The organism is Arenibacter latericius DSM 15913, assembly GCF_000424985.1.
Taxonomy (GTDB): Bacteria; Bacteroidota; Bacteroidia; order Flavobacteriales; family Flavobacteriaceae; genus Arenibacter; species Arenibacter latericius.
This window is the reverse complement of record NZ_AUKX01000003.1, coordinates 55,733-74,435: the sequence shown is the minus strand read 5'-3', so window position 1 is coordinate 74,435 and position 18,703 is coordinate 55,733. Positions and strand designations below refer to the sequence as shown.

The window sequence follows — 18,703 nt, the reverse complement described above, 5'->3', positions numbered from 1 at the left end:
GACTTAAATAGGACAGAGCATTAGTCCACATAAAAATTATTCATATAAATGGCAGATTTTGAGTTATTTGAACCTAAAAACTGGTTAGAACTACAAGCATATTTATTCAAAGAAAAAGACGAAAAAATAGATAGGTTTCGATCTCCGTATGCCTACAGAGGCGTCTATAATGCCCATTTTGGATTAGAGACAAGTCTGCAAAGATTGGGAAGAATACCCTCTAAGGTAGAAGGTACAATGATTAGAAACTTCAAAAAGTACTCGCCAATAAACACCCTTATCGATGACTACAACAACCTCTGGAATTGGATCTCCTTAGGGCAACACCACGGACTTCCTACAAGACTTATAGACTGGACACATTCCCCAAACGTTGCACTTCATTTTTTAACGGAGGATATGAGCACCTATCATATGGACGGTGCCATCTGGATGGTAAACTATGTAGCTCTTAGAGAGTATCTTCCAGAAGAGCTTAAAACGCCTATTCTGAGTAAGGATATGTTTTATTTTAGCTCGATGGAATTGAAACAAAACATTGGCAATTCCCTAGAAGAACTATATGATTTTTCTAGTAGGAATACGAATACCATGATATTCTTTGAGCCGCCCTCCCTTGATGATCGCATCATTAACCAATTTGCCCTTTTTTCGTTTATGTTAGATCCGGATTCCAGTCCACTAGAATGGCTTAAAAATCATCCCCAATATTTGAAAAAGGTAATTATCCCTGCAGAATTGAAGTGGGAAATACGAGATAAACTAGATCAAGCCAATATAACTGAGCGAATTATTTACCCTGGTTTAGAAGGGATTTCAAGATGGCTGAAAAGATGGTATAGCGATAAGAATAATGTAAATCCCTTAGGATAATTGTAGGGTTCTATTTCTTGAATTTCCTTTTGCTATAATGTCTTAGATTCACCTTTTCCGTTTCTAAAGCAATTATAAAAGCATATTAACATACTATACGTCAGCGACATAAAATGTAAAACTGGTTAACGACCGCATGCTGTTTTATGTTTAACAATTCACTTTTTTACTATAAAACCTTTAAAAATTTATACAATAGACGATACTAAATGATGACCTTATTTTTAGGTTTATCTTTTATAATACGGTTCGGCCCAACCCTTACTACACCTATGGTTCCTGAAGTAATAGAACCCTCATAACTAGATATTTAACATTTTATTTGTATCTTAAAGGATATACATTTTTAACTCATAATATCTTTTTATGGAAACACAACTACAACGATTTGCAGATACTGTTACAGACTATCTACCAAACCTTTTGGGTGCTATTTTAGTTTTACTAATAGGTTGGATAATTGCTAAATTTTTTCAGAAACTAATTACAAAATTACTAGACCGTACCAAATTAGGTAATAAGGTTATGGATGAAGAACATTCCAAAAGCACCAGCCATTTTTTTGGAAAAATAGTGTATTACCTTATTATGGTAATTGTACTACTAATGACGCTAGAAATATTGGAAGTAAGTGCCGTTTTGGATCCCCTAAAAAATATGTTGAATAAATTTTTGGCTTTCATTCCAAATTTAATTGGCGCCGTATTAATAGGATTTATTGGGTATTTATTGGCGAAATTTGTTTCTAGCCTTATCTCTATGGGTGGCAATTTTATTGACAAATTGATAGATAAAACGGGGTTTAAGGATACAGACATGCTCGTGAACATCCTTCAAAAAGTAGTCTTCATAATTATATTTATTCCATTTCTGATACAAGCATTTAATGCTTTGCAAATGAATGCAATATCTGAACCAGCAAATGAAATACTCTATAAATTTACTGACTTAATTGGAGAAATAATTATTGCAGCCCTTATCCTTATCATCTTTATTTGGGGTGGAAAATACTTAGCGTCCTTTTTAAGCGATCTTTTCAAAAGCCTAGGACTTGATAAAGCGGCTGAAAAAATTAAAATTCAGAATATGATAGGGGCAAATCAGTCCTTATCTACTCTTTTAGCAAATCTTATTTATTTCTTTATAGTATTTTTCGGTGTAATTACTGCCGTTGCCATTTTAGGCCTGGATCAATTAACTTACATTTTAAATGAAATTCTTGCAGTTACAGGACAAATTCTATTTGGATTAGTCATAATAGCCATCGGTAATTACATTTCGATGATCATTTACAACACTATGAAGGAGTCCAATAACAATAATTTTATTGCCGGTGTTGTACGTGCGGCATCATTGGCCTTATTCATTGCCATTGCATTACGTACAATGGGAATTGCCAATGAGATTGTTGAGTTGGCATTTGGTCTTATTTTGGGAGCTATTGCGGTGGCAGTTGCCTTAAGTTATGGACTTGGAGGAAGAGCTGCTGCTGGAGAACATTTTAAGGAAATTATTGATAAAATGCGCGATAAAACCAGCTCACAATTACCTGCAAATAAGTCTAAAGATAATAAAGAGGGGGATCGCCCAGTGTAGTAAGCTTATACTTAAAAATAGAAAAACATATAATAATTTCATCGTCTAACAAAGTGCCTAAGCGTACTATTTAAACCTCCAAAAAATTAGTTCTCACAAATAAGCCGTCTCACAGTCTGAGGCGGCTTTTTATTATCCCACATATTTAAAACCTTATTTATCAAAATAAAAGCCTTTGAGATAGTGGACGGATATACCCGATTGTAATTCCACTTCAAGGGCAGAACATTAAAATCGCTCTTAATAAGTTAGAAAATCTAATAGTTCTTTTACTTTGGATTCAGTTAAAGGGTGATTAATCACTTTCAATACCCGTTTAGGATGTAGTGCTACAAGGCTGTGTAAGTTGTAATAGGGCAAGCTTCCAGGAACACTATAGAAAGTTTCCTCAGGATTGTAATATTCCTGCGTTACATTGTTAGAACCAGATACGTATTTATTTACTACTACTGCCTTGTTAAAAGGATTCTTAATTGCTATATAATGAAGAAAGCTAGAACTGGTTGAATTTTCTATTAAAGCATGTAATTTCCTGTTTTTAATACGGGGGTCACTATGGATAAACTGCACAAGTAAATCTATAGCTTCTGCCTGAATTCCAGCTATGCTTTTACCTACTAAATTAGCACCAAAAAGGTAATTTAATGGAACTTCTTGGATAATACCATCTCCTGCAAAGTCGGGATTATTAAGTTCTCCTATACCCGGAAGATCTGCAGAAACTACCCTATACCCCTGACTCATAAATTCTTTTATAATTATACTCTCAAATATTACTTCCTTTCCTTTTGGATGCAGCCACAAAAGCACTTTATCAGCATCGGAATCACCTTTTGTAGCAACATACACCGGCAAGACATAATCCCCCTTTGAATTCTCCAAAAAATACTTCTCTACTTCTATCCCATCTTTAACCATTTTCCCTGTAAATACTGCCGATGTTACATTGCGATCCAAGTTAATTCCCGATAATTTTAAAAGATGCTCAGATTCTGAAGATTCTGAAATGCTTTTCCTGCTAACATACTCTTGGTTTAGAGTGTACACTGTTTTGCCCTTTAATGATGAGGAAATTTGACCAGTTGTTGTTGACCATAGCTCTTCAGCTAGGAAGGGTTCTATTTCAATATCACTATTATCTCCTGGCAGGGATAAGTGCTTCTGAAAAAAACTGTACATGGCCATCCTGTTTAATTTGGTAGATTCATGCCTCACCATATCCTCCACCATTTCAATATTATCTCCTTTTCCTAGTGCTGAATATGAATTTTTTACTTCAGCAAAGGTTTCACGTGCACCGTGAATACTAAAAAAGTCATTAATAGTAGTGATAATCAGGCTTGGTTTAGGCATTCTAGCATGCAAGAAATCTGGGTGGTCAATTCCTTTAGAAATTCCATTATACAAATTCTGCTCGGCATCTTGAACTCCAATAGACTGCAACAGCCGCTTATAGTTGGTAATAAAAGCTTCGGGTGCTGCTGCATAAATGCGTTCGTCACAGGCGGCGATCATAGCTGTTTGCGTACCTCCACCGGACCTTCCTGTAATTCCGATCCGGGAAATATCAACCTCAGGTCTAGTATAAAGGTAATCCACTACTCTTATCCCATCCCATATAAAATAATCGGATAGTGAGGCTCCCCATAACAGCGTTTGTGCACCCGCATAGGAATGCTCCTGTGTAGGGCCTCCTATCTTAGATTTACCTGTTTTTACATCTAGGTATTGTAACCTTTCCCCTTGCCCAATAGGATCATAGGCCAGAACAATAAAACCTTTAGAAACCAAGTTTAGAATAACATGTTGGTAGCCTTCACTTCTATAGCCAAGGCTAGTATGTCCGGAAGTATAAATAATAGCAGGTGCAGGGTCCTGTCTATGGTTAGGAAGAAACAGGGAGGCTGTTACAAAAAACCCTGGATGGGACTCAAAGATAATGTTCTCAACCCTAAAATCGTCACGTTCTATAGTTCCCGTAACTTGAGGATTAAGCGGTGTTTTTTCGAATTTGGAAAGAGGTGCAATTAATATCTCTTTTATGCTATCCCGATAAGATATCCAATCCGATTTTGACTTTAACCCGTCAATTCTTTCTTGCCTCCTTTCTAAATGTAGAAATGCCTCATTATTGATTATCCGTTGTAAGGCATCGTCATTAGGTTTATATGAAATCCAATCTGCAGTTTTCCCTCTATTTATATGAAAAACCGACTCTACTGGAGTTTGAGCGTTTAACACACCATCAACAAATAAAAGGTATAGAAAAAATAGGCTAAACCTTAAATTCCTTATTGATAGAGTCGCCATATTAATGTGGTTTTTGGTTAATTGGATATCTGTTTATCACCTCCTCCTAGTTCACTGTAAAGGGAAATCTTTAAAAATAGGTATAATGCAAAACTGCTCATAAGCATCCCTATGAAGCGAGATTACAATTACTAACCATCTCATTACCAATAAATATAAGTAAAAATTTAGGGAAGGAAAGCGTATAACTAGCTATAAGTAGGTTGCAGATACTTTAAAACAACGCTTCTAATAAAATAAACGGAGAGGAAATACTGCTTTGTACTATCATTCCAACAAAAGCATGTACTTTTAAGGGGTAAAAAAGAAACACCAAAGCGTTTAGTACTTGGTATATTTACAGTCAATTAATTAAATAAATGTCCAAACCATTTTTCATCATTTGTATGATCATTTTACAAAGTCAGCTTTCTTCGCCTTTAGGTGCCCAAGTTTTTTTTGAGGATTTTAAGGACTCGGAAATAGATACTGACAAATGGAATATTCTTAATCTTAAATGGGGCGAAAATATCTCTAAAGGATCCCATGGTGGGGTTGTACCAGAAAATGTGTTTATCCAGGATGGGAATCTTGTAATTAGGGCTTTGGGAGACTATTACGAAGGGGATATTAAAGGCCATGGACAAAATACTAAAGTAGGAGGTGCCATTAGTACTAAGAAAAAATTTACTTCCGGAAGCTATGAGGTCAGGGCTAAGATCTGTCCCCAACCAGGAGCTTTATCTGCTTTCTGGACCTATTATTATGAAAATGAGGAGTACAATCACGAGATAGATTTTGAATTCCCTGGTCGTAACCAACATCCTTATAAACCTGAGGATTCCAATTTAGATTGGGGCTTATTGTCTAATTGGCGTGGAGTTTCCGATGAACACCAAAACACTGAAGACATTTATATAGGCGACCAAACTGATGGTGAATTTCACCTTTATCGATTTGACTGGTATGCCGAATCAGAAACCGAACAACCTAGAATTGAATGGTATTATGACGACAAGCTGATCCATCAATCCTTTGAACATATCCCAGAACATGCCGCCGAATTTTCTATAGGCATCTGGTTTCCGTGGTGGATAGGCAAGAGTAATTTCGATATTGATTATATGTATATCGATTGGGTAAAAATTATTCCTTTTGAGTAATGTTCATCTGAAGGTTGGTAATAGACTACAAACCAAACGTAACTCCTATAAACAAAAAAACCCCCTTATTTAGGGGGTTTTCTGTGGTCCCACCTGGGCTCGAACCAGGGACTTTCTGATTATGAGTCAGATACTCTAACCAGCTGAGTTATAGGACCATTTCCTTTCTTGTTTCTCCACTAGGATGCTGATCTCCTAATGGCCCGATAAGGAACCGCAATTTGCGGATGCAATATTACTATTTATTTTTCTAGACTGCAACAAAATCTTTAAAGACTAAATACTTTTTTTTATTAAAGTATCCTTAAAATCATTCCATCCCCCACCCTTCGGGAGATGAGGGAGCTTCTTGACAAAGCTCAATAAGTACTCCATTTGTGCTTTTTGGATGTAAAAAAGCTACTAATTTGTTATCGGCTCCCTTTTTTGGCGTTTTATTAAGCACAGTAAATCCCTCTTCTGTTAATCGAGTTATTTCTGCTTCTATATCATCTACTGCAAAAGCTATATGGTGGATTCCTTCCCCCTTTTTCTCCAAAAACTTAGCAATGGGACTCTCGGAATTCGTCGCTTCAAGTAATTCTATCTTATTGGGACCCGATTTAAAGAATGATGTTCTTACCCCTTCAGATTCCACTTCTTCTATCTTATAATGAGAAACACCCAACAGCTTTTTGAACAATATATTAGAAGCCTCCAAGTTATGGACAGCTATTCCCAAATGTTCAATTTTCTTCATCTTTCTTTATATTTAGCTAACTAATACCGTTCACTCTCTCTAAGTACTTTATCGCACTTAGCTGTTGTTTCTTTCTCCCTCTAACAAAAATACAATATTCCATTCTAACATCCTGATCTTACCTTAGCGCGTGTATTATTAAAACAACTGCATCTAAATAGATAATACAGTCCCACGCTTTGTAGACTATTTAACATACCTATCTGGCATTATAAAAACATAGCCCCACAACACTAGCTATTCTAAATATAGTATTCCAATCTATTTATTTATATCGTATTTTTGCAGTATGGAAACACAACGACAAAAGAAAATAGCCGGCGTTATTCAAAAGGACATTGCTGATATTCTACAGCGTGCCGCTACCGATGGAGGTTTAAAGGGCATCCTTATTTCAGTATCCAAAGTATCGGTTACCACAGACCTTTCTATTGCCAAAGTATATGTCAGTATTTTTCCTGCCGATAAAGGCAAGGAATTGTTGGAAGGAATGAAATCCAATCAACCAATAATAAAGCATGAACTAGCACAGCGTACCAAACATCAATTGAGACGGGTACCAGAATTATTGTTCTTTTTGGACGATTCGCTAGAATATATAGATGGTATTGAAAAGTCCTTAAAAGGAGAAGAAAATCCGGTTAAGAATCCCGATTTATTGGAGAAAAGGAAAAAGTCTTAAGATTGAATTTCCCTTTATACATCGCAAAGCGGTATCTGCGTTCTAAGAGTAGCCAAAATGCGGTGAATATTATCAATTTTATAACCTTTTTGGTTATCGTTATTGGTTCGGCAGCCCTATTCATTGTTTTATCGGGATTTGCTGGACTAAAAACTTTTAGTCTTTCCTATACCAATATGGTAGATCCGGACTTAAAAGCCTTACCAGCAACCGGAAAGTTTTTCAACATCTCAGAAGAACAGAATAAGGCCTTACAAGATCTTCCTGGAGTAATTGCCTATTCCAAAGAATTAGAGGAGAAAGTATATCTTACCCATGATCATAAATCGCATATTGCCTATATTAAAGGAATAGACGCTACCTACCTAAAAACCACTCCTATAGACAGTAGTGCCTACTTTTATGGAGATTGGGAAGTTAATTCGCTCCAGGGCGTTGCCGGACAGGGGATTGCAAATCTTCTAGGGCTAAGTATTAACAATTTTAGAAACCCTTTACTAATTCGTGTACCAAAACCTGGCGCTGGATTATTAGGTCAACGTCAGCTAAGGGATTCCTATAACGAAGCCTCTTTGGTGATTAGTGGGATCTATCAAATAGAAGAGGAACTAGATAGGAAATATATTTTTGCCGAACTTCCCATGGTGCAAGCATTACTAGAGAAAGATAGTACTCAACTATCAGGCATCAATTTTAAGCTACAAGAAAGTGCCAATATTTCCGCGCTGCGTAATAAAATCACTGCTATATTCTCTAATAAAGTAGTTGTAAAAGACCGAATAGAACTTAATAGTACCTTGCACCGAATGCTGAATACGGAGAATTTGGCTACCTATCTCATATTTACTTTAGTACTTATAATTGCCCTTTTTAATGTAGTAGGAGCAATTATTATGATGATTTTAGACAAGCAACAAAACTCTAGAACCCTATATAATTTGGGGGCTACCATAAAATCATTAAGGCAAGTATACTTCTTTCAGGGCTTATTGGTAACGGGTATGGGCGGACTAATTGGAGTATTCCTAGGTTCTTTATTAATTGCCTCTCAATTGCTGTGGGGATGGTTAAAAATTACACCAACCCTTGCCTATCCTGTTGAGTACGACTTTATGAATGTACTGGTAGTGCTTGGAACTATCTTTGTATTGGGAATCATTGCCTCATTGATCGCCAGTAGCAGAATCAATAAGAAACTAATAGCACAATAATAACCGCTAAATAGGGCTATGGAGTAGCAAATTCATAATCCCCGAAAACTTCCAGAACCTCATCAAAAGCAGCAAAAACATCTTCTGAGTGATCACTGGTCACCATTTTCATTCGATATTCCTTAAAATTAGGTATCCCCTTAAAATAATTGGTGTAATGCCTACGGGTTTCAAATACTCCTAACTGCTCACCTTTCCAATCAATAGCCATTTGTAAATGACGCCTAGCAGCATCTACACGCTCTGCCATAGTTGGAGGTGCAGCGTGCGTTCCCGTTTTAAAATAGTGTTTTACTTCATTAAAAAACCAAGGATATCCAATACTAGCTCTACCTATCATAGCACCATCCAATCCATATTGGTCCCTCATTTTCATGGCCATTTCTGGGGTATTCACATCACCATTACCAAAAACAGGTATATGCATTCTTTGGTTGTTCTTTACCTCCGCAATGGGGCCCCAATCGGCTTCTCCTTTATACATCTGGACTCTAGTTCGCCCGTGAATGGAAATAGCTTTACAGCCTACATCTTGTAACCTTTCCGCAACCTCAACAATCTTTATTGAATCGTGATCCCAACCCAAACGCGTTTTTACGGTTATTGGTAGTTTGGTATGCTCTACCATGGCCTTGGTTAAGGAAACCATTAAATCTATATCCTTTAAAATACCAGCTCCAGCGCCTTTACTTACCACTTTTTTAACAGGACATCCAAAATTGATATCTATAATATCTGGACCCGACTTTTCTACAATTTCTACCGATTGTAGCATGGAATCTAAGTTAGCACCAAAAATTTGTATCCCAACGGGACGCTCCTTTTCATAGATATCTAACTTCATCACACTTTTAGCAGCATCACGAATAAGTCCTTCCGAAGAGATGAATTCTGTGTACACCACATCGGCACCATGTTCCTTGCACAATGCACGGAATGGGGGATCGCTAACGTCCTCCATTGGTGCTAACAACAAAGGAAAATCTGGTAATTGTATGTCTCCTATTTTCGGCAAAATAACTGTCTATTAAATTTTGGACTGCAAAATTACAGAAAAAAAACGCTTCTCTAACACTAGGGGACTGAAAATCAGCAAACAGAGACAATTAACAGATACTGTGGATAGTAGCCAGATCTGATGAGGGATAAGATGTTAGCAATTAAATATTTTAGCCTTGGTCCTAATAAATAGTAAAATAACAAACTGCTTTAAGGAAGCATTAACTTATAGGCGCATATATAAGGGGTACCTTTGCAGGATCTAAAAAATAATGATCATTTAGACCATGAAAGGGGAAACCAAGGCTAGATCAGCTAATAAATGGGGTGATAGATTAAATCTAGAACTCGTTTTAATTTTACTAGGCATCCTATTTATCGCTGCCAATTTACGGGCACCTATCACTTCGGTTGGTCCTGTAATTAATGAAATATCAGATTCCTTAAGCCTTTCGCCTGCCTTTGTAGGCCTTCTTACTGCTATACCTTTAATTTCTTTTGCCCTATTATCGGCCTTTGCCCCTAGGGTAGCTAGAAAAACAGGATTAGAGAGATTACTTCTTTATTCTTTATTAGTTTTAGCCCTAGGATTATTTACCCGTTCGGTTGGTAATGTTCCTTTACTCTTTATTGGAGCCGCCCTTATTGGTGCTGCCATTACTGTAGGAAACGTATTAATGCCTGCCTACATTAAAAAAATGTTTCCCAACAAAGTGGGTATCGTTACTGGGATGTACTTGGTATCTATGAATTTAACCTCGGCCTTAGCTGCTGGTTTTAGTATTCGTATTGGGCAAGCAAGTGGTATGGGATGGCAAGGATCCATAGGTATATGGGGAATATTAGCCATTATATCTTTATTTATTTGGTATCCTCAGGTTAAAAAATCTCCCGTAGTTACTGCACAAAGTAAACGGACCTCCTCTAAAGGCATTTGGAAATCTACCTTGGCATGGAATATTGCCATATTTATGGGACTTCAGTCTCTATTATTCTATTGCTTAGCTGCATGGCTACCCACAATTTTACAAAGTTGGGGGATGTCTGCAGATCGATCTGGGTGGATGCTCTCTTTTATACAAATGGCCCAACTACCTATTATGCTTATTGGCCCTATCCTAGCAGCCAAAATGAAAGACCAAATTACATTGGTTTGGGTCACCTTTATTTTACTAGTCTTAGGATTAGCCGGTATTATTTTTGGAGGAACTTGTTTTGTTATCCCTTCAGTAATCAGTATTGGAATTTCCCTAGGTTTAGCCTTTACTCTCGCTATGATGTTTATGGTATTACGAACCAAGACCACCACAGAATCCGCAGAGTTATCCGGTATGTCGCAAACTGTTGGCTATATTATTGCTGCATGTGGCCCTCCTGTATTTGGTGCGCTCTTTAGTCTTTCAGGTAATTGGTACGTACCATTGGCCTTACTAGTGACCTCTGCTATAGTATTATTAGTAGTAGGATTAACCTCAGCAAAAAATCGCTATATATCACAATAAAGAAAGTAATTAAAGTAAGGGAAATTAGGAGCGTTATTTTAAGTCCATAAAATGTTATAACCTATCCCTCTCTTCTATGTCTTTGTATTTGTAATTGTCCCTAATTCCCATATTTCCAAAATTATACCTAAAGCCTAAGGTAAAAGCACGACTGTCTGGTCTGTAATATGAGATATTATACTGATCTGCATAATTACGGGTATTATGTAGTTTAAACTGATTAAATACGTCGCTTAGGGTGAGGCTAATAGTTGCTTTTTTACCCCATAAATTCTTTTTTAGCGCAATTTCCCAATCGGTATATTCCCTCTGCTTGGAATTCCCCACAATAATAGGGGAAACATAAGTGAAGTTTAAGGATGCCGAAAGTGATTTATCTTCTAAAAAGGTTAAGTTGTTTTTAAACTGTACCAATAACGTCCATAAATTATTATCTATTCTTATAGCAGTATTCCTATCGTTAAAACGCTCAGAAGCATAGAAATAAGAAGACAGCAAATACGTATCCCACGATTTAAGTATCTCCTTTCTGTAGGTGAAATCCAGACCATAAGCCATTTCACGATCTAAATTGTCCGTTACAAAGCGTAATAATTTGCTCTCATTATCCTGAAAAGTAAATAGGCTGATTGCATTTTTATGATATCGATAAAACAACTCAAAGGTGTAATCCTTATTATAGGTATAACTAAATATAGCCGAATTTTTAAAGGACGGTCGCAAGTTCACATTCCCTTCTACAACCGAATTACTACTCTGAAAAATCTGAAAAGGATTAATTGAACTAAAATTAGGCCTAATAATACTTCTTTTAAAATTTAGCCCCAATTGATGCTTTTCATTAGGCGTATATTGAAAGTAAATAGTAGGGAACAGTTCTAAATAATCTTTCCCTATATCATTATTATCCAGGCTAAAATCGCCCTTAGTTTTAGTTAATTCTGCCCTTAAACCCGATTTAAAAGACCAATTCTCCCATTTAGTATCTACACTAGCATAGGCAGCATATATATTTTCATCATATAAAAACTGCCCATATTCCGTAGGGTCAATTCCTGGTTGTTCCCGATTAAATCCTTGTTGTGAAATATCACTTTTAGAACTCGTAAGCGCATATTTAAAGCCCGATTCCAAATTGAAGCTTTCTCCCAATGGGGTACTATAATCTGCCTGTATACTATACAAATCTGTACGTTGTAGATTTATAGTACTAAAAGCATTTTCATTTACAATTGTTTTCGTTTCATCGTAATAATCAGTTTCTAACTCCTGATTTTTATCGTAATTGTAATAAGTATAGTGAGTATTTAAAGAGAGATGTGCCCCCTTATCATTTAACCTGTTCTCATAATCTAAATAAAACGCGGTATTAACTGAAGATAGTTGGGAGTCGTTTTTAGTGAAAAAACTCCTGCTATCCGGTTTATTAGGCTCCTTGATTACAGTTTCTGAATAGTCTCTTCCAATAAATTTTGGAGTAAAACTTGTGATGGTAGAAAAGCTAAGCCTATTGTTGGTATTGAAATTGTAATCCAAAAATATACTTGCATTATGCCTATTAGCACGATCTATAACTTCCAAATCTGAGGTCCAAATATCGGTTATAGCCCCATTTTCCATAAAATTTGTGATATCCGTATAATTAGTTAGTTCCTTTCTTTGGCTATAACTGTAATTAAAAGAAGTTTCTAATTTCTCTCCCTTAAAGTAATGATTGGTTCCTAGGGTATGCTGTGGAAAAGTGCCTTGGGTATACCTGTTAAAAATTGCACCATTATAACCCGCAATTAGGTTTTTACTCATTTTTATATTAATCATGGTACCTCCTTCTGCATCGTACTTTGCTGGGGGAGTAGTAATTACCTCGATTGCCCGAATTCCATTTGCAGAGGTACCATTTAATAGATTTAAGATATCTTCTGACGGTAGATTTACTTTCTTATCGTTAATGAGTATCTGAACTCCTTTTTCTCCTTTTACCGTGATTTCATTATTCATAACAAATACGCTGGGTGTGCTTTTTAAGACCTCCCAAATGTTCCCTTCTGAAAGGGCCGTATTCTCAATATTAAAAACAAGTCGGTCTACCTTTTTTTCCAAGGTAGGTTTTTGGAGAACTACCACCACCTCACTAAGGGCTTGCGCCTTACTATCAACTGAAATCTGTCCTATATCTACGTCCGATTCTACGTCTACCTTTATAAATGGAGAATGATTCCCCATATAACTGGCTTTTAAAAGGTAGGCTGCGGGAGGAACTTTATCTATATAAAAGAAACCATTTTCATCGGATACCGAACCTTTAACAAAGCTAGTATCTACCGCCGCATATAATAGCATATTGGCAAATGAAATTTCAGAATCCTCAGTATGAGTTACAATACCAGATATCTTAAACTCCTGAGCAAAAAGAGAGCTATTTAATAATAGAATGAAGAGAAAATAGAGCCTATAGTTTTTCACAAAAAAGTATGCCGTATTAAAGAAAAAAAATAAAGTTAACTTTAAATTCACATGCCACAAGGCAAAGTCATAATTTTTGTAGTAAAATACATCAGGGTAAATCCACAAAACATCGAATAATAAATACCAATTACTAATGAATCTCCACCCAAACCAAACCTACAGACAAGCCCAGGAATATCTCAATCTTATTAGGTGAGTAAAAGTCAATAGCAGCCCCTATGCTAATTTAAATATATGGAACAAAAATATATTCAGAACTTACAAACTCCTAAAGACCTGTAGTATTTTTAATTTAAAAATCGTTGATAAAGTCTATCTTTGTCCTGACTTCCAGTCTCGGGCACCATCTTAATGGCAGAACAAGGGAAATTGGACGATGAAACGCTGAGATAAATTCAGCCAATGTAAATTAGGCATAGATGAAAAACATAAGGAACTTTTGCATTATTGCACATATTGATCACGGAAAAAGTACACTAGCAGATAGGTTATTAGACTTTACTGGTTCTGTTACTGAACGTGAAAAACAAAATCAACTTTTGGATAGTATGGATCTTGAGCGGGAACGCGGGATTACCATTAAAAGCCATGCTATTCAGATGGATTATATTTATAAGGGGGAAAAATATGTCCTTAATTTAATTGATACTCCTGGGCATGTGGATTTTTCTTATGAAGTGTCCCGTTCCATTGCGGCCTGTGAAGGAGCTTTGTTAGTGGTAGATGCTGCGCAAAGTATACAAGCACAAACCATTTCCAATCTATATTTAGCGTTGGAGAACGACTTAGAAATTATCCCAGTATTAAACAAGGTAGATCTTCCTAGTGCTAATGTAGAGGAAGTTACAGATGATATAGTAGATCTTTTGGGTTGTAAGCCAGAAGAGGTTATCCCCGCATCTGCTAAATCTGGCTTGGGAATAGAAGAAATATTATCTGCTATAATAGAACGCATTCCAGCTCCTAAAGGAAATGTAGACGAATCCCTTCAAGCGTTGGTATTCGATTCTGTTTATAACCCCTTTAGAGGTGTAGAAACGTACTTTAGGGTAATTAATGGTGAAATTAAAAAAGGTCAAAAAATAAAATTTGTTGCAACAAACAAGGATTATTATGCTGATGAAGTAGGTACCTTAAAATTGATTCAACATCCTAAACAAAGTATAAAAGCTGGTGATGTTGGTTATCTTATCACCGGAATAAAAGAGGCTAGAGAAGTAAAGGTAGGAGACACTATAACCGATGCTGCAAGCCCTACCAAAAATCCTATCGAAGGATTTGAGGATGTAAAACCAATGGTTTTTGCCGGTATCTACCCTGTAGACACAGAAGACTATGAAGATTTAAGGTCTTCCATGGAAAAGCTACAACTTAATGATGCTTCCTTAGTCTTTATGCCAGAAAGTAGTGCTGCCCTAGGTTTTGGATTTAGATGTGGATTCTTAGGAATGCTACATATGGAAATTATCCAAGAAAGACTGGAAAGGGAGTTTAACATGACCGTAATTACCACGGTTCCTAACGTTAGTTATTATGCTTATACCCGTAAAGACCCTGAATCAGCCATTATTGTAAATAACCCATCCGATCTTCCAGATCCTTCTACTTTAGATCGTGTAGAAGAACCGTATATTAAAGCTACTATTATTACTAAGTCCGACTATGTAGGTAACGTAATGTCACTATGTATAGACAAAAGAGGTCAGATTACCAATCAGACCTATTTAACCACAGATAGAGTAGAGCTTAATTTTGATATGCCTTTGGCAGAAATTGTATTCGATTTTTACGATCGATTAAAAACAGTTTCAAAAGGATATGCCTCCTTTGATTATGCCCCAATTGGAATGAAGACTTCCAAACTAGTAAAGGTAGATATCTTATTAAATGCACAGCCAGTAGATGCCCTATCCGCATTAATACATGCCGATAGTGCCGCACATATTGGTAAGAAAATGTGTGAAAAACTTAAAGAATTGATACCAAGACAACAGTTTGATATTCCTATACAAGCTGCTATTGGAGCCAAGATTATTTCTAGGGAAACAGTAAAAGCCTTAAGAAAAGATGTAACTGCCAAGTGTTATGGTGGGGATATTTCCAGAAAAAGAAAGTTATTAGAAAAGCAGAAAAAAGGTAAGAAACGAATGAGACAGGTCGGTAATGTAGAAATTCCACAAGAAGCATTTATGGCCGTACTTAAACTAAACGACTAATAACTATGGCCACCACAACTTGGAAAAATTATTGTTTACTACTAATTGGACTATTTTTAATTTTAAGTTGTGGTGGATCCAAGAAATCCATAGAAGACCAAGAAGGTTGGAATCTAATCTGGGAAGAACATTTTGAAAAAGATGATTACTTAGATCCAGATAAATGGAACGTCATAGAAAGGAATTCTGCCGATTGGGGTAACTATATGTCCTCACATGAGGATTGCATCCATATAAAGGACGGAAAACTCTATCTCCGCGGTATTGTTAATCCAGATCGTAGTATAGATACGGTACCTTATTTAACAGGGGGAGTATCTACCAAAGGTAAATTTGCCTATCAATACGGTAAAATAGAAATTAAAGCTAAGTTAGAAAGTGCCCAAGGCGCCTGGCCAGCATTATGGATGTTAGCAGACGAACCAAAATATGGACCCTATCCAAGAAATGGGGAGATTGATCTTATGGAGCGCTTAAGTTTTGAACATAAAATATATCAAACTGTTCACTCCTACTACACCCTAGAACTTAAAGAAAAATCTAACCCACCACATTCTAATACGGTAGCTGTAAACCCAGAGAAATACAATGTTTATGGTATGGAATGGTTCCCAGATAAATTAGTCTTTACCCTTAATGGAGAAGAAACTTTTACCTATCCCAAACTAGAGGGTGTAGACCCTAGTCAATGGCCTTTTGACCAACCCTTTTACTTTATGCTAGATATGCAATTAGGAGGTTCTTGGGTAGGGGAAGTAGACCCTAAAGATTTACCTGTGCAAATGATTATAGATTGGGTTAAAGTATATCAGTAAACACTGATAGGCTTTTATACCTTGTCCTTATAAAATTAATTTGTTTTTCTTATCAATCTACTATCATAAACACCTTATCTTTAAGGTCATACGTACAAAAATATCAAATAATTACTAGATGTTTTCTTAGTTCTCTTCAGTGTCAAGTTTAACCTTTTCTGGCTCCATATCCACCTCTAATTTTTTTCCAAGATATACCAATCTACTTCCTTCCGCTATATCCTTAAAATTGGTGCTGAAGGAAGAAATAATTTTCAGATCACCATCTAGTCCTTTAAAAAATAAAGGAACAATATCCCTATCAGCTTTAGTGATTTCAATCAAAGCCTCATAATGCTCTTTATCTTTTAACTCAATTTCATTTATTACTGGATATCGCCTAGCTGTTTCCGTTAACTTTACATAATCATCTGTATGGGAAAATAATCCTTCTTTTGGGTTATTTTCCGGATTGCTCATTTCCTCAGAATTAATTAATCTAAATGCACCGTTTTCCCCAAATTGTTTTTGGAAAGTATTCACAGCATAATTATTTATATCTGAGTTTCCGGTAAGCGCCATGAGATATCCAACTTCGGTTAATTCTAAGTTATCTGTAAGAGCATCAGAGTAAATACTAGCTACAAATGCATCTAACCCTAGGCTTTTAGCTTCATCAATATTGGATTTATTATTATCAATTAATACCACATGTCTATTATTCTTTTTAAGATAAGTAGCAATTAACCTTGATACGTGCGAGGCACCAACCAATAAAATTCCTTCAGACTTCTCTAGATAGACCCCTAGTAACTTAGCCATAATCCGGGCAGTAGAGGCGTTCAGCAGTACTGTTCCTAACACAATCATAAATACAAGTGGTGTTATATATTCTGCTCCAGGTTCTCCCCTTAAAATTAATTTAGAACCAAATAATGAAGCAATACCTGCAGCCACAATTCCCCTTGGCCCCACCCAACTAATAAATAACTTTTCCTTCAGTTTAAGGTTAGATCCCATAGTACTTAAAAACACTCCCAAAGGCCTAATTGCGAAAACTACAATGGCGAAAAGTATCAATGTTTGAGGGGTATATAATAACTCCAATTCCGATAAATTCATACTTGCTGAAAGAAGAATAAACAACATGGAAATTAAGAGTATACTAAGGGACTCCTTAAAATAGAGCAACTCTTTTATATTGGGTAATTGGGTGTTTCCCATTACCATCCCCATGACCACCACGGCAAGAAGTCCAGATTCATGCGCAAAAAGCTCAGCGATCACAAAAACCGAAAGTACTACGGATAGGGATACCACATTTAATAAATAATGAGGCACATAATTTCGCTTAATAACCTGCGTTAAGGCGTGAGCAAAAGTGAAACCAAAGGTGAACCCTAACAATAAAACCTTAACAAACTCCAACAAACCTGTTTGGGTATAACCCTGTCCTTCTCCAATACTTATAAACTCAAATACCAAAACCGCCACTAAAGCTCCTATAGGATCTATCAAGATTCCTTCCCATTTCAATACTGCTGATAAATCTTTTTTCAACGGAATATTCCTAAGAATAGGGGTAATAACTGTAGGTCCCGTAACAATAATCAACGCAGAAAATAAAAAGGAAATTTGCCAAGAAAGATTAAATACAAAATGTGCCGCGGCTCCCGCTAAGAAAAAAGTAACTGCAGCTCCTACTGTTATTAACTTAGTAATAACAGGTCCTACTCTAGATACCTCCGATCGTTTAAGAGTAAGTCCGCCTTCAAAAAGAATAACCCCAATAGCCAACGAAACAAAATGATATAGGCTTTCCCCTAAAAATAGTCCCTCTTTCTCATTCCAGATAGGTCTAATTAGTTTGGTTCCATCTTCAGTAAACAATGTGGCAATTGGGCCTACCAAAAGGCCTATAAGGATTAGGGGTAAGATAGCGGGCAATTTAAAACGCCATGCTACCCACTGTGCGATAATTCCAAGAACAACAATACCTGCAAGCTCTACCATAAGTCAGTTTGGATCAATATAAGTTTAAAAACGGTAAAAATATTAGTCTAAATGGAAAAAACATTGGGTAATGCTAATAATTTTATAAAAAACTCCTTAATTTCTAACAAATAATAAGGGTAGATTATGCATATCTAGCCTATTATTTTGTATGGTTACT

General features: G+C 36.3%; 13 protein-coding genes and 1 tRNA gene. 8 read left to right on the top strand and 6 right to left on the bottom strand.

The window, feature by feature from the left end:
• Positions 1–48: 48 nt before the first annotated feature.
• Positions 49–873: an FRG domain-containing protein gene (locus H344_RS0102040; RefSeq protein WP_026808760.1), complete on the top strand. Its 825-nt coding sequence runs from the start codon at positions 49–51 to the stop codon at positions 871–873.
• A 366-nt stretch (positions 874–1,239) separates the two neighbouring features.
• The gene (locus H344_RS0102035) at positions 1,240–2,469 is read left to right on the top strand and encodes a mechanosensitive ion channel (RefSeq protein ID WP_026808759.1); all 1,230 of its coding nucleotides are present in this window, start codon (positions 1,240–1,242) and stop codon (positions 2,467–2,469) included.
• Positions 2,470–2,709: 240 nt separating this feature from the next.
• Here H344_RS0102035 and H344_RS20950 read toward each other — a convergent pair whose 3' ends face one another.
• On the bottom strand, positions 2,710–4,779 hold the full coding sequence (locus tag H344_RS20950; RefSeq protein WP_051254026.1) for an alpha/beta hydrolase family protein: 2,070 nt from the start codon (positions 4,777–4,779) through the stop codon (positions 2,710–2,712).
• Positions 4,780–5,138: 359 nt separating this feature from the next.
• Here H344_RS20950 and H344_RS0102025 point away from each other — a divergent pair, with 359 nt between their 5' ends.
• Positions 5,139–5,921, top strand: coding sequence for a glycoside hydrolase family 16 protein (locus tag H344_RS0102025; RefSeq protein ID WP_084148718.1), 783 nt, complete (start codon positions 5,139–5,141; stop codon positions 5,919–5,921).
• Positions 5,922–6,005: 84 nt separating this feature from the next.
• Here H344_RS0102025 and H344_RS0102020 read toward each other — a convergent pair.
• Together H344_RS0102020 and mce are read right to left on the bottom strand one after the other, a co-directional pair.
• Positions 6,006–6,079 (bottom strand) — tRNA-Ile (locus tag H344_RS0102020).
• A 152-nt stretch (positions 6,080–6,231) separates the two neighbouring features.
• Positions 6,232–6,660: a methylmalonyl-CoA epimerase gene (gene mce, locus H344_RS0102015; protein ID WP_026808757.1), complete on the bottom strand. Its 429-nt coding sequence runs from the start codon at positions 6,658–6,660 to the stop codon at positions 6,232–6,234.
• Between the two features lie 289 nt (positions 6,661–6,949).
• On the opposite strand from mce, the gene rbfA reads away from it, so the two are divergent.
• Both rbfA and H344_RS0102005 read left to right on the top strand, forming a co-directional pair.
• The gene (gene rbfA, locus H344_RS0102010; protein ID WP_026808756.1) at positions 6,950–7,342 is read left to right on the top strand and encodes a 30S ribosome-binding factor RbfA; all 393 of its coding nucleotides are present in this window, start codon (positions 6,950–6,952) and stop codon (positions 7,340–7,342) included.
• Positions 7,343–7,344: 2 nt separating this feature from the next.
• Positions 7,345–8,553 (top strand): ABC transporter permease, encoded by a 1,209-nt coding sequence (locus tag H344_RS0102005; RefSeq protein WP_026808755.1) that lies wholly within the window; start codon positions 7,345–7,347, stop codon positions 8,551–8,553.
• A 16-nt stretch (positions 8,554–8,569) separates the two neighbouring features.
• Here H344_RS0102005 and dusB read toward each other — a convergent pair whose 3' ends face one another.
• The gene (gene dusB / locus H344_RS0102000; RefSeq protein ID WP_026808754.1) at positions 8,570–9,568 is read right to left on the bottom strand and encodes a tRNA dihydrouridine synthase DusB; all 999 of its coding nucleotides are present in this window, start codon (positions 9,566–9,568) and stop codon (positions 8,570–8,572) included.
• A 271-nt stretch (positions 9,569–9,839) separates the two neighbouring features.
• Here dusB and H344_RS0101995 point away from each other — a divergent pair, with 271 nt between their 5' ends.
• The gene (locus H344_RS0101995; RefSeq protein ID WP_026808753.1) at positions 9,840–11,054 is read left to right on the top strand and encodes a CynX/NimT family MFS transporter; all 1,215 of its coding nucleotides are present in this window, start codon (positions 9,840–9,842) and stop codon (positions 11,052–11,054) included.
• Positions 11,055–11,108: 54 nt separating this feature from the next.
• Here the strand turns inward: H344_RS0101995 and H344_RS0101990 are convergent, their stop codons facing one another.
• Complete coding sequence (locus H344_RS0101990) at positions 11,109–13,517, bottom strand: outer membrane beta-barrel family protein (RefSeq protein WP_157378109.1); 2,409 nt, start codon at positions 13,515–13,517, stop codon at positions 11,109–11,111.
• A 422-nt stretch (positions 13,518–13,939) separates the two neighbouring features.
• Between H344_RS0101990 and lepA the strand changes: the two genes are divergently transcribed.
• Entirely contained in the window at positions 13,940–15,736 is a 1,797-nt protein-coding gene (gene lepA / locus H344_RS0101985) for a translation elongation factor 4 (protein ID WP_026808751.1), read from the top strand.
• Positions 15,737–15,741: 5 nt separating this feature from the next.
• Positions 15,742–16,551: a glycoside hydrolase family 16 protein gene (locus H344_RS0101980; RefSeq protein ID WP_034256023.1), complete on the top strand. Its 810-nt coding sequence runs from the start codon at positions 15,742–15,744 to the stop codon at positions 16,549–16,551.
• A 126-nt stretch (positions 16,552–16,677) separates the two neighbouring features.
• Here H344_RS0101980 and H344_RS0101975 read toward each other — a convergent pair whose 3' ends face one another.
• Positions 16,678–18,543, bottom strand: a complete 1,866-nt coding sequence (locus tag H344_RS0101975) for a cation:proton antiporter (protein WP_026808749.1) — start codon at positions 18,541–18,543, stop codon at positions 16,678–16,680.
• Positions 18,544–18,703 lie beyond the last annotated feature (160 nt).

What these genes read in the sequence shown, in the direction of transcription:
- H344_RS20950 (WP_051254026.1), bottom strand. Translation starts at nt 4,779, where the DNA reads ATGGCGACTCTATCAATAAGGAATTTAAGGTTTAGCCTATTTTTTCTA.
- H344_RS0101980 (WP_034256023.1), top strand. Translation starts at nt 15,742, where the DNA reads ATGGCCACCACAACTTGGAAAAATTATTGTTTACTACTAATTGGACTA.
- H344_RS0101975 (WP_026808749.1), bottom strand. Translation starts at nt 18,543, where the DNA reads ATGGTAGAGCTTGCAGGTATTGTTGTTCTTGGAATTATCGCACAGTGG.
- lepA (WP_026808751.1), top strand. Translation starts at nt 13,940, where the DNA reads ATGAAAAACATAAGGAACTTTTGCATTATTGCACATATTGATCACGGA.
- H344_RS0102040 (WP_026808760.1), top strand. Translation starts at nt 49, where the DNA reads ATGGCAGATTTTGAGTTATTTGAACCTAAAAACTGGTTAGAACTACAA.
- H344_RS0102035 (WP_026808759.1), top strand. Translation starts at nt 1,240, where the DNA reads ATGGAAACACAACTACAACGATTTGCAGATACTGTTACAGACTATCTA.
- rbfA (WP_026808756.1), top strand. Translation starts at nt 6,950, where the DNA reads ATGGAAACACAACGACAAAAGAAAATAGCCGGCGTTATTCAAAAGGAC.
- H344_RS0101995 (WP_026808753.1), top strand. Translation starts at nt 9,840, where the DNA reads ATGAAAGGGGAAACCAAGGCTAGATCAGCTAATAAATGGGGTGATAGA.
- H344_RS0102025 (WP_084148718.1), top strand. Translation starts at nt 5,139, where the DNA reads ATGTCCAAACCATTTTTCATCATTTGTATGATCATTTTACAAAGTCAG.
- mce (WP_026808757.1), bottom strand. Translation starts at nt 6,660, where the DNA reads ATGAAGAAAATTGAACATTTGGGAATAGCTGTCCATAACTTGGAGGCT.